The sequence below is a fragment of the Streptomyces cinnabarinus genome (assembly GCF_027270315.1).
Classification (GTDB): Bacteria; Actinomycetota; Actinomycetes; order Streptomycetales; family Streptomycetaceae; genus Streptomyces; species Streptomyces cinnabarinus.
Map to the genome: position 1 here is coordinate 1096014 of NZ_CP114413.1, position 11663 is coordinate 1107676.

The 11663-nt window shown below is 72.8% G+C and carries 12 protein-coding genes; 7 read left to right on the top strand and 5 right to left on the bottom strand.

The window, feature by feature from the left end:
- Positions 1–6: 6 nt before the first annotated feature.
- From STRCI_RS05045 to STRCI_RS05055, 3 genes are read right to left on the bottom strand one after another with little or no spacing between them, the layout of a single operon-like run.
- A complete protein-coding gene (locus STRCI_RS05045; RefSeq protein WP_269657616.1) occupies positions 7–444 on the bottom strand; it encodes a roadblock/LC7 domain-containing protein in 438 nt (145 codons plus the stop codon).
- Positions 441–2963, bottom strand: coding sequence for a sensor histidine kinase (locus STRCI_RS05050; protein WP_269657617.1), 2523 nt, complete (start codon positions 2961–2963; stop codon positions 441–443). The genes STRCI_RS05045 and STRCI_RS05050 overlap by 4 nt, the downstream gene beginning before the upstream one ends.
- Before the next feature lie 42 nt (positions 2964–3005).
- Positions 3006–3779 carry an MHYT domain-containing protein gene (locus tag STRCI_RS05055; RefSeq protein ID WP_269657618.1) on the bottom strand — a complete coding sequence of 258 codons (774 nt, stop codon included), beginning with the start codon at positions 3777–3779 and terminating at the stop codon, positions 3006–3008.
- Positions 3780–3952: 173 nt separating this feature from the next.
- Here STRCI_RS05055 and STRCI_RS05060 point away from each other — a divergent pair, with 173 nt between their 5' ends.
- Positions 3953–4552: a class I SAM-dependent methyltransferase gene (locus STRCI_RS05060; protein WP_269657619.1), complete on the top strand. Its 600-nt coding sequence runs from the start codon at positions 3953–3955 to the stop codon at positions 4550–4552.
- 4 nt (positions 4553–4556) lie between these two features.
- Here the strand turns inward: STRCI_RS05060 and STRCI_RS05065 are convergent, their stop codons facing one another.
- Positions 4557–5306: an alpha/beta fold hydrolase gene (locus STRCI_RS05065; protein WP_269657620.1), complete on the bottom strand. Its 750-nt coding sequence runs from the start codon at positions 5304–5306 to the stop codon at positions 4557–4559.
- A 120-nt stretch (positions 5307–5426) separates the two neighbouring features.
- Here STRCI_RS05065 and STRCI_RS05070 point away from each other — a divergent pair, with 120 nt between their 5' ends.
- The 6 genes from STRCI_RS05070 to STRCI_RS05095 all read left to right on the top strand — a co-directional run bounded on the left by STRCI_RS05070 (position 5427) and on the right by STRCI_RS05095 (position 11408).
- The gene (locus STRCI_RS05070) at positions 5427–5951 is read left to right on the top strand and encodes a PadR family transcriptional regulator (RefSeq protein ID WP_269657621.1); all 525 of its coding nucleotides are present in this window, start codon (positions 5427–5429) and stop codon (positions 5949–5951) included.
- A gap of 135 nt (positions 5952–6086) precedes the next feature.
- A complete protein-coding gene (locus STRCI_RS05075; RefSeq protein ID WP_269657622.1) occupies positions 6087–6383 on the top strand; it encodes a hypothetical protein in 297 nt (98 codons plus the stop codon).
- A 137-nt stretch (positions 6384–6520) separates the two neighbouring features.
- Positions 6521–7522 carry a hypothetical protein gene (locus STRCI_RS05080; RefSeq protein WP_269657623.1) on the top strand — a complete coding sequence of 334 codons (1002 nt, stop codon included), beginning with the start codon at positions 6521–6523 and terminating at the stop codon, positions 7520–7522.
- Between the two features lie 107 nt (positions 7523–7629).
- Entirely contained in the window at positions 7630–8574 is a 945-nt protein-coding gene (gene sigJ / locus STRCI_RS05085; protein ID WP_269657624.1) for an RNA polymerase sigma factor SigJ, read from the top strand.
- Positions 8575–8687: 113 nt separating this feature from the next.
- Positions 8688–9887, top strand: a complete 1200-nt coding sequence (locus STRCI_RS05090) for an NAD(P)/FAD-dependent oxidoreductase (RefSeq protein ID WP_269657625.1) — start codon at positions 8688–8690, stop codon at positions 9885–9887.
- A 135-nt stretch (positions 9888–10022) separates the two neighbouring features.
- Positions 10023–11408 (top strand): tannase/feruloyl esterase family alpha/beta hydrolase, encoded by a 1386-nt coding sequence (locus STRCI_RS05095; protein ID WP_269657626.1) that lies wholly within the window; start codon positions 10023–10025, stop codon positions 11406–11408.
- Positions 11409–11459: 51 nt separating this feature from the next.
- Here the strand turns inward: STRCI_RS05095 and STRCI_RS05100 are convergent, their stop codons facing one another.
- Positions 11460–11642, bottom strand: a complete 183-nt coding sequence (locus tag STRCI_RS05100; RefSeq protein WP_269657627.1) for a hypothetical protein — start codon at positions 11640–11642, stop codon at positions 11460–11462.
- Positions 11643–11663 lie beyond the last annotated feature (21 nt).

Consider the following 11663-nt stretch of genomic DNA (forward strand, 5'->3'; position numbering starts at 1 on the left):
CTCGCCTCAGCCCGCGGCGGGCGGCCGCGCTGCGACGCGCGGCGCGGCGTAGAGGTGCTCGCCGACACGTTTCACCAGACGCGCCATCTCGTACGCCACGAGGCCGATGTCGGCGGTGACGGCGGTGAGTACGGCGAGGCAGGAGCCGTCGCCCGCGGCGGCCACGAACAGGAAGCCGTCGTCCATCTCCACCATGGTCTGGCGCACCCCACCGGCGCCGAAGTGACGGCCCGCACCCTTGGCCAGGCTGTGGAAGCCGGAGGCGACCGCCGCGAGGTGCTCGGCGTCCTCGCGGCGGAGGTCGCTCGACGCGCCCACGGCCAGCCCGTCGTTGGAGAGCACCACCGCGTGGCGCACCTCGTGCACGCGCAGCACCAGATCGTCCAGCAGCCAGTCGAGTTCGCCGGACCGCTGGGCGGCCCTCATGCCGGGGTCCTGGATCATTCGGGGTCTCCTTCGCTGCTGTCGCTGCGCACTGTGGAATCCGGGGCGGCACCGCGCCCGGGTTGCCGCCCGCCGCCCCGCGCCCAGCCGTCGCGGTAGGCCGCCATGCGGTCCCGTACGAGTTCGGGTGTGCGCCGGTCGTCGCCCCCGGTGGATGACGTCGGCGTGGGCTCCTCGCCCTGCGGCTGGCGCAGTTGGGGAGCGAGGTTCGCCTGTCGGACGCGGCGCGGGAGGTCGTCGGAGCCGTCGGAGTCTTCCGGGGGGCGGTGCAGGCGCAAGGCGGTGACTCCGGGGGGCGGTGGATCGGTGGTGGTCTGCGCGGCCACGGACGCGGAGGCGGCCAGCGCGGGCCGGTCGGCCGGTGCCTCGACCGGCTCCTGGTGCGCGGCGCCGCCGGGCACGCGCGCGTACGCGCGTTCGGTGGGCTGGGGTGCCTCGGCGGCCTTGCGGGGGGAACGTTCCGCCGCGCCTCCGTGCAGCAGGGCCGTGGGCAGCAGGACGACCGCGGTCGTGCCGCCGTAGGGCGAGGTGCGCAGGTGCACCTTGATGCCGTGCCGGGCGGCGAGCCTGCTGACCACGAACAGCCCGAGCCGGTCGCTGTCGAACAGGTCGAGCGCCTCGGACTGTTCGATACGGCGGTTGGCCTCGGCGAGGGTCTCCTTGCCCATGCCGAGCCCCCGGTCCTCGACCTCGACGGCGTAGCCGTTGCCGACGGGTTCGCCGGTGATGCGCACGCGCGTGTGGGGCGGTGAGAACTGAGCGGCGTTCTCGACGAGTTCGGCCAGCAGGTGGGTGAGGTCGGCGACGGCGGTGCCGATGACGGCCGCCTCGGGCAGCTGCCGCACCTCCACGCGCGCGTAGTCCTCGACCTCGGAGACGGCCGCGCGGACCACATTGGTCAGGGAGACCGGCATCCGCCAGGCGCGTCCCGGCGCCGCGCCGGAGAGGATGATCAGGCTCTCCGCGTGGCGGCGCATCCGGGTGGTGAGGTGGTCGAGCCGGAACAGGTCACTCAGCTCGTTCGGATCGTCGGAACGGCGCTCCATGCTGTCCAGCAGGCTGAGCTGACGGTGCACCAGGACCTGGCTGCGGCGGGCGAGGTTGACGAAGACCCCGGAGATGCCGCTGGCGAGCTCGGCGCGCTCCACGGCGGCGCGCAGGGCGGCGCGGTGCACGGTGCCCAGCGCTTCGGCCACCTGTCCGGCCTCGTCCTCCGCGGGCTCGCCGGGCGGCGCCTCCGCGCGGATGTCGATCTCCTCCCCGGCGCGCAGTTTCCGCATCGCCTCGGGGAGTTTGCGGCGGGCGATCTCCAGCGCGCTGTTGCGCAGGCTGACCAGTTCGACGACGAGGCCGCGGCCGATGCGGACGGAGATCACCAGCGAGGCGGCGACGGCGGCGAGGCCGAACAGGACGGCGGCGCCCGCCGGGGTGAGCAGTCCGCGGGTGAACGGGTCGGCGCGGTCGGCGACGCCGCGTCCCGCGTCGGCCTCGATGGTGCGCATCTCGTCCTGCACGCGCGCGAAGGACCGGTCCCAGACGGCCTGCGGTGCCGCGTGCACGGCGCGCGCCCCCGGTGCCGCGGCCAGCACCGCGTCCTCCGCAGCGCCGACGGCCGCGTAGTCGCCGCCTGCGGCGAGCTTGTGCCAGGCGGTGCGCTCGGGGCCGCGCAGGTCGGCGACGGCCCCTTCGGTGAGCGCACGGCGGGTCTCGACGGCTCCGGTGAACAGCCGCAGCCGCTCGCCGTCGAGCCGCCCGGCCAGGCGGGCGCCGACCAGCACGGCGTCCTCCTGGGCCAACGCCTCCTCCGCGCGGGAGAACTCGAGCAGCACGCGCGCGTCGGAGCCGAGGTCTGCGTCCTGGATGCCGGTGAGCGCGCCGCCCACGGAGAAGGCCGCCGCAATGGTCTTCGTGTACCGCTCGTAGGTCTGGTCCCAGCCCGCCCTGTGGTCGAGCACGGCCGACCGGAGCGAGCCGAGCCGCTCGGCGCCGGAGACGAACACCTCCAGCCGCCTCGCCACTCCGGCCGGCAGTTCCTCGGCGTCGGCGACGGTGCTGCGGTCGCCGAGCCGGAGTTCGGCCACGGCCGCGTCGGTGCGTTCGGTCAGCTTCTTGTAGTCGGCGCCGGGTGCGGCGGAGGGGTCGGTGGCGAGCCGGATCGCGGTCGCGCGCTCGGCCTGGAGGGCGGCGACGGCGTTCGCGACAGGGCCCCGGATCTCGGCGTCGACGCGCTGCACCTGCCGGAGCCGGGAGACGTCCTGCGCGGTGGTGACGGTGGCGTAGGCCCACAGTGCCAGCAGGGAGACCACCGGCACCATCAGCAGACAGACGATCTTGGCGCGGACGGTGCGCGGGCGTATCCGCCAGTGTCCTGCCCGCGCGGGCGGGTCCTCCGGCCCGGCGCTCGCGGGCTCGTCCCGGCCTTCGTCGGCGGGCGGTCCGGCGTGCGCGCGGCGGCCGCGCACGGGCGGTGCGGGCGCCGTCTCAGCGCCGGGGGCGGTGGTCCTACGGGGTGTACGCATGGCCTCCTCGCTCGGAAGTGGTTCGCCGGGGCGGGCCCGCGGCTAGCGGGCGGCGCTCTCGACCGGCCGCTGTGCGGAGGCGGAGGCCTCGCGCTCGCCCGTCGTCGGGGACAGGGCGACGAAGGCCGAGGTCAGGAAGAGATAGGACCCGAGGCCGACGGCGAGGGGGAAGATGAACTGCATCGCCGTGGCCCCGGGCAGGACGTCGCCGCCCGGTGCGACCCGCACACTGACCGCGAACATCCCGGTGTAGTGCATGCTGCTCACGGCCGCGCCCATGATCAGGGAGGCGACGGTGACAGCGACGGGCGACCTGATGTTGAGCGCCGCCCAGAGTGCCGCCGTCGCGGCGACGACGGCGATCAGCACCGAGAGTCCGACGCGGACCGGGTCGTAGTCCACCTGGCCGTGCAGGCGCACGGCCGCCATGCCCAGGTAGTGCATGCTGGCCACGCCGAGCCCGGTGGTGAGTCCGCCCAGGAAGAGCGCGCGGGTGCGGTCGCGGCCGTACCCGACGGCGAAGACCCCGGCGCAGACGACGGCCATCGCGACGAGCAGGCTGGCGATGGTGAGCGGCACGTCATAGCGGATGTCGGTGCCGCTGACGCTGAAGCCCAGCATGGCCACGAAGTGCATGGTCCAGATGCCGGTTCCGATGGCCGAGGCGGCGGTGACGAGCCAGTTGCGGCGCGAGCGGCCGGTGGCGGCGAGCGCGCGGACGGTGCAGCGCAGACCCAGTGCGGCGCCGATACAGGCCATCACGTACGACAGCGCGGGGGTCAGCCACCCCAGGGCTGCGTGGTCCAGGTGTCCCATGACCCCGGGACGCTAGTCGGGGCAGGGGCGCACAACGGGGGCGCATTTCGAAAGGTGTTGGAATATGACACGGATGACTCCCTGAACGATCGCCTCCCGCGCGAACATGCGCGCAGCGGCGTCCCCCCTGTCGGTGAGCGCGTCACTCCCGCAGGTGCGAGATCATGCCGAACATGAGCGACGACCACACAGATGTCCAGGAGTTCTTCACCACTCGCGCCGCCGACTGGGACGCCCGCTTCCCCGACGACGGTCCCGCCTACGCGGCCGCGGTCGCCGATCTCGGGCTGCGCGAGGGTGACCGGGTGCTCGACGCCGGCTGCGGCACCGGGCGGGCCCTGCCGCCCCTGCGTGCCGCCGTGGGCTCCTCGGGAGTGGTCTTCGGGGCCGATCTGACCCCGGCCATGCTGGAGGCCGCCGTACGGGCGGGACGGCACCGGGAGGGGCAGTTGCTGCTCGCCGACGTGGCCGAGCTGCCGCTGCGGTCGGAGTCGCTCGACGCGGTGTTCGGTGCGGGCCTCATCGCCCATCTGCCCGAACCCGGTCGGAATCTGCGGGAGTTGGCCCGTGTGGTGCGCCCCGGCGGCACACTGGCGCTGTTCCACCCGATCGGCAGGGCGGCACTCGCGGCGCGTCAAGGGCGCCGGATCACGCCGGAGGATCTGCGGGCGGAGCCCAACCTCCGCCCGCTGCTGGCCGGTTCCGGCTGGCGCATGACGTCGTACGTCGACGAGGACGCCCGCTTCCTGGCGCTGGCCGTACGGGAGGGCTGAGCCCTCACCCGGCGACCGCGGCCACGAAGGCGTCCGTGTTGTCGAACATGACGTTGTGGCCGGCGCCCGGCACCGTCACCACGCGCACGCCCGCCGCCTCCAGCGCCTGCCTTCCCGCCAGTTCGCCACTGAGTTCGCCCTGGAGATAAACCCGGTCGACCGGCAGGCTCTCAAGGATCTCGCGCATCATGGGCCGCGATCCACGGATCAGCCCGACGGCGCTGCGGTGCAGGGCGCGCGGGTCCGCCAGCCGCATCGTGGCCGCCCACAGTGGTCCGACGTGCTCCAGCACGCGGGCGTGGCCGCCGTCGACGAAGTCGTCCTCCGCATAGGAGGCGATTCCGCTGCTGCCCGCGGCGGGCGGCGGGAAGGCGTCGAGGTTGGCCTCCGTCAGGACCAGCCGGGAGACCAGGTCGGGGCGGCGGTGCGCGAGCACGAGGGCGACGGCACCGCCCATGCTGTGCGCGATCAGCTCGGCACCGGTCAGCCCCGCCGTGTCCAGTACGGCGGCCATGGCATCGGCGTTCTCCTCAAGCGAATAGCCGAAGCGCTCGGGCCGGTCGCTGATGCCGTGCCCCGGCAGGTCGACGAACAGACTGCGTCGGCCCGCGAGTTCGGGCCTTGCCGCGATGTGCGCGTGATACACGGACGACATCGACCCCAGGCCGTGCACATACACACGCACGGGTTCCTCACCCGGCGCCTCCGTCCACCTGATGTGACTCCCCTTGCCATCGAACTCGGCCTGCCTCATCGCGTCACCCTTCCCCCTCCGACATCACCTCCCAGGAGGATACATCGCCTCCGATGTACTCCCATGACAATGTATTCCCATAACGATGCATGCACCGCGCGATTGCGCGAAGATGTGGCCATGCTGGAACTCGCCATCCTCGGCTTCCTCTACGACGCCCCCCTGCACGGCTATGAGCTGCGCAAGCGGATCACCGCGCTCACCGGGCACGTCCGCCCGATCGCCGAGAGCACGCTCTATCCGGCGATCAAGCGCCTGGAGAAGGCGGGCCTGCTGGAACGCGCCACGGAGCCCGGCGCGGTCGCCGCCCCCCGCCACGTCCTGACGCTCACCGAGGAGGGCAGGACGGAACTGCGGCGGCGGCTCGCCGAGCCGGTCCAGCGCGACATCACCGACGAGAACCGCTGGTTCACGGTGCTGGCCTTCCTGCGGCACCTGGACGACCCGGCCGCCCAGACAGCCGTACTGCGGCGCCGTCTCGCGTTCCTGGAGGAGCCCGCCAGCTTCTTCTACGACGGCGACCGGCCGCTGAGCGCCGAGGAGCTCGAGGACCCCTTCCGGCGCGGCATCCTCACCATCGCGCGCGCCACCTCGCGGGCCGAACTCGGCTGGCTGCGGGAGACGATCACCGCCCTCGACGGCTGACGGAGTGCGGGGACCCGGACGGGTACCCGTGTTGACCGCGCCGTTGCCCTTCTGTCGCCGTGGCTCCAACTCTACGTTGAACAGCAGGACATGGGCGATCGACAATGGCAACCGCACTGGGGGAAGGTGGTCAGCATGTTCGGCTGGGTCCGACAGTCCTGGGGCAGGGTTCTGGATGTATGGCACAGGGATCCGAACGCCGATGGGGACAGGCGCACGCACAATCTGTTCGAAGCCGCCGCGGCATACGTCTCGGCCTGCGCGGAGGACGACCAGGAGCGCATCGACGAAGCCGCGGGGTGGGTCTCGCCGGAGGCCCTGTCGTTCGGGGTGAACGAGCTGGCGTGCCGGGCCGTCATCGCCCTCGCGCGGGAGCGCGACGAGTCCCCTGGGACCGTCGCGCGGGACCTCCTGGGGCTCCCGGCGGCCTGACCGGCGCCGCCGAGGAAGGCCGGTTTCGCCCCCTCCAGCCGGAAAACAGCAGCTCCGGGTGGGGTGGGGAGTCGTGACAAGGGCCTTCCGCTCGCACTAGGGTGCGCGCCGTTGGACGAACCGATGGGGAGGCTGGGATGGCCGGGACGGACGAGGACGCCGTCGCCGCCGAGGACGACGCACTCTATGTGCTCACGGCGGTACTGCTGACGCCTGCGAAGTTCCCGAGCGTGCTGGGCGACGACTACCCCGAGGCATGCGCGGCGCTCGGCCTCGCGCCGCTCGCCGACGGGTACGGGCTGGTGATCGGCCAGGACGGGGACGGCGCCCGCTGGACGGTCGTCATCGACGACGTGTCGCTGGTCGCGGTCGCCATCGCGTCCTGGGACTGCGGCATGGAGTACGACCTGTCACCGGACGAGCGCACGGTCGTGGCCGCGCTCCCCGGCTGGCCGCTGGCTGTCGCCGTCGCGGCCCCCAACGTGCCCGCGCCGCACGACCCCGGCCCGGATGTCGCCGAGGGTCCGCCCCTGACGCCCCCGGACACCTCGACCTGGGGACCGGCCCAGCGCAGGCTGGGCGCGGACGAGATCGCCCTGCAATGGGCGATCTGGCGCGAGCAGATCGACGACGCGGACTTCCCGAAGCCCGGTGGCGACTCGGAGGCCCCCGAGGGCCAGGAGACGGCGCAGGGGGCCTCGGAGACGGCCGAGGACGCGTCGGAGACCGCTCAGGGGGCCTCCGCGGCCGCCGATGAGGCTTCGGAGGACGACCAGGACTCTCCTGACGCCGCGGACGCCGCAAACGCCGAGCAGGCCGCGGAAGCGTCCGGCGCCTCCGGCGCCTCGGCGGGCGAGGAGAAGGCCAAGGGGCACAGCGGGATCCGTCGCGTCCTCGCCGAGGCACGCGCGTACGTGGACACCCCGCCGCCGCTCGGCCGGGTCCGGTCCGCCTTCGCCTCGGGCGACGCGCGCACGCTGCGCGCCGACGGTCCCGGCTGGTCCCTCGTGGCGAGAACGGACGACATCGCGTTCGTGCTGCTCGACGACGAACCCGGAGAGGTCCTCCCGGTGGGTCGCGGTCCGGAACTGCCGGGCCTGCTGGAGGCGCTCGACAAGATGGCGGTACGTCCGAGCTGAGGCGGCGCCGGGCGGGCGGTGACGCACATCGCGTGGGCGGGGACCGGCGTTCACAGCGCTCGCCGGCCCCGGCGACCGTCCGCCCCGGGCCGAATATGATCGCGAGTATGGCGCTGATCATGAGTGATGTGGACCGGTTCGAGGCAGCCAGGCCCCGGTTGGAGGCCATTGCCTACCGGCTGCTCGGTTCGGCGAGCGAGGCGGAGGACGCCGTGCAGGAGACGTTCCTGCGCTGGCAGGCGGCCGAGATCGAGCGGATCGAGGTGCCCGAGGCCTGGCTGACGAAGGTTCTCACCAACTTCTGCCTCAATCAGCTCACTTCGGCACGCGCGCGGCGTGAGACGTACGTGGGCAGGTGGCTCCCCGAGCCGCTGCTCGCCGGGGACCCGATGCTCGGCCCGGCCGACACCGCCGAACAGCGCGAGTCGGTGTCGTACGCCGTCCTCGTCCTGCTGGAGCGGCTGTCGCCCAACGAGCGGGCGGTGTACGTGCTGCGCGAGGCCTTCGACTACGCGCACCGCGAGATCGCCGAGATCCTGGACCTCACCGAGGCCGCCAGCCAGCAGATCTTCCACCGGGCCAAGAAGCACGTCGCGGAGGGCAAGGCGCGCACCGAGATCGACGAGGCGGCCGCCAAGAGGATCGTCGAGGAGTTCCTGGCCGCGGCGACCAGCGGCCGCACCGAGCCCCTGGTGCGCCTGCTCACGCAGGACGCCGTGTCGGTCGGTGACGGCGGCGGGAAGGTCCTGGCCCGCGCGAAGGCGTTCGAGGGCGCGCTCGCGGTCGCCAAGTTCCTGCGCGGCATGTTCAAGCCCGGCGAGGCCAAGCGTGCGCACGTCGGCGGGGCTCCCGACATCTATGCCACGACCGCCAACGGAGGGCCCGCCATCGTGGCGGTCGTGGACGGCCGGATCGTCGGGATCGCCTGCCTCGAGGTCACCGCGGAGGGCATCGCCGCGGTCCGCAACCAGGTCAACCCCGACAAGCTCGCCCGCGCGACCCGGCAGTGGGCCGCAGCGGACCACCGGGAGCCCCCGCTCCACACCCTCTGACGCGATGTGACGTGCTTCACATCCTGATCCTGTCAGGAATCGTCGGCCTGTCCGGTTCAAGGGGCGAAACCGCGCAAGGCAAGGGCGGAGCCCACGCAGACAGGAGCAGTCCGATGAAGCACCGCATCGTCGTCCTCGGAGCCGGCTACACCGGAGCGACCGCGGCCGGCCGCCTCGCCAAGCGACTGCGCCGCGAGGACGTCACCATCACCCTCGTCAACGCCGAGCCCGACCTGGTGGAGCGCGTCCGCCTGCACCAGCTGGCGACCGGCCAGGATCTCCGGCCCCGGCCGTTCAGCGAGATGTTCGCGGGCACGGGCGTGGAACTGAAGCTCGCGAAGGTCACCGCCATGGACGTGGACTCCAAGGCGGTGACCGTCACCACCGCGGACGGCGCCGAGGAACTCGTCGCGTACGACACGCTCGTCTACGCCCTCGGCAGCGGCTGGAACGACCAGGGCGTGCCCGGCACCGCCGAACACGCCCACGAGCTCTCCAGCCGCCCCGGCGCCCTGCGCCTCCGCGAGCGCCTGGCCGCTCTCGAAGCGGGCCGGGGCGTGGTCGTGGTCGGCGGTGGTCTGACCGGTCTGGAGGCCGCGACCGAGATCGCCGAGTCCCGCCCCGACCTCGACGTCGCCCTGGCCGCCCGAGGCACGCTCGGCGACTGGCTCTCGGACAAGGGCCGCACGCACCTGCGCACGGTGGTGGACAAGCTCGGTATCACGGTCCACGAACGCACCGCGGTCGCCGCGGTGGCGGCCGACAGCGTCAAGACCGCCGACGGTACGGCCATTCCGGCCGCGGTCACGATCTGGACCGCCGGCTTCGCCGTCCACCCGCTCGCCCAGGCGACCGCCCTGGACGTCAATGAGCAGGGCCGGATCGTCGTCGACTCCACCATGCGCTCGGTCTCCCATCCGGACGTGTACGCCGTGGGCGACGCCGCGTTGGCCATGGGACCCGGTGACAAGCCGCTGCGCATGTCCTGCGCCTCGGGTGTCCCCATGGCCTGGCATGCCGCGGACACCATCGCCGCCCGACTCACCGGCGGCAAGCTCCCGAAGGGGTCCATCCGCTACGTCCAGCAGTGCATCTCCCTCGGCCGCAAGGAGGGCCTGATCCAGTTCGTCACCGCCGACGACCAAGCGGTCGACCGCGCCCTGACGGGCCGTATGGCCGCCCGCTACAAGGAACTGATCTGCAAGGGCGCGGCCTGGGGTGTCGCCAACCCGACCGCGGGCATACCGTCCCGGCGTCGGCGCATCCAGCGGCAGGGGACCGAGAGCCTCACGCGTGCGGAGGCGGCCGCCTGAACTCACGCTCGCCACATCTGGGTTGGCCCCCATACGACGCCGCCGTTCCATGTGGTCCCAACCCATGGATGAGGCGCAGAAGGAACCGCACCATGGGGCAGCTCCGGCTCCCCCCTTCTGCCCTGGAGGCCACCCATGCGCTTGTCCCGAGGTGTTCCGTTCGTCGCCACCACGCTGATCGCGGCGGCGCTCACCTGGCCGGCTCCCGCCGGAGCCGCGTCGGCAGGGGAGGAACACTGCGATCGCCAGGACCGGGTACGCGTCCCCGGCGCGGCCTTCCAACAGAGCGCCTGCCTCACGGACTTGACCACGACGGGGCTCGCCGGCACCCCGTACACGGACCTGGCCGACCAGGCGGGGCTGACGGCGGCCGGTACCCGTGTGCCGTCCGGCGTGCCAGGGATCCAGGTCGACGGCTACTTCCCGGACTCCTCGCGCTTCAACGCCACCCACGGCTGGAAGCACGACGCCCAGTTCGTCATCCGCCTGCCGGACCGCTGGAACGGCGACCTGGTCGTGACGGGCGCCCCGGGCACACGTCGGCAGTACGCGACGGACAAGGCGATCTCCGACCAGGTGCTCGCCCAGGGCTACGCGTACGCGGCGACCGACAAGGGCAACAACGGCTCCGACTTCTACCGCGACGGTACCCGGCCCGGCGACGCGGTGGCCGAGTGGAACACCCGGACCACCCAACTCACCCGCGCGGCCCGCAAGGCGGTGGCCCAGCGCTACGGACACGCCCCGCGTCGCACGTACATGACCGGTATCTCCAACGGCGGCTACCTCACCCGCTGGCAGCTGGAGAACCATCCGGAGCTCTACGACGGAGGCGTGGACTGGGAGGGCGCGCTGTGGACCGCTCACGGCCCCAACCTGCTGACCTCGCTGCCCACGACCGTGGCCCGGATGCTCGGTTCCGCGCGGGACGAGGATCTGTACGCGGTGGGCTTCGCGCGCGGGTCGGAGTTCCTGTGGCCGTACCACGAGAAGGCCTATTGGGGGGTCACGCAGAAGATCTACCGCGCCGAGTTCGATCCCTCGTACGCCCCGGCCTGCCCCGGCCCGTCTGCCGGGACCACCGCGGAGCAGATCCTCGCGCCCTGCGCCGAGGACGCCGTCTACGACTACGCGTCCCGCCCCGCCTCCGTCCACCGCGCGGTGGCCCGAGTCGCGCTGACCGGGCGGATCGGCAAGCCGCTGATCACCCTGCACGGCGATCTGGACACGCTGCTCCCGAAGGCGGCCGACTCCGATGTGTACGAGCGCATGGTCGGAACCGCCGGGCGGGGTGCGCTGCACCGCTACTACACGATCGAGGGCGGCACCCACGTGGACGGGCTGTACGACAGCCACCCGGACCGGCTGCGGCCGATCCTGCCCTGCTACCGGTCGGCGTTCGACGCGCTGGTGTCCTGGGTTGACGGGGGCGTACGGCCGCCCGCGGACCGAGCCGTCGAAAGGCCCGCGGACGGCGACGTCGTCAACTCCTGCGCGCTGTCGGATCGAGCCCGGCACTGAGTCACCGGTCCGGGCGTCGGGAACTGTCCCGGCGCCCGGCGCCTACCGGCCTCAGCGGCCGAGTTCCTTGCGGGTCGCGCGGCGCAGCTTGCGCCGCTGCGAGGGGTCGAGTGCGAGGTACGCGGCGGCCGGGACGCCCAGGATGATCAGGAGCGCTGCCCACCAGGGCAGCCAGATGAGCAGAATGATCCCGGCCGCCGCACCTCCTGCGGCAATCTTGTGGTTCCTCGTCATGTGTGTCGCCTCCTCCGCGGC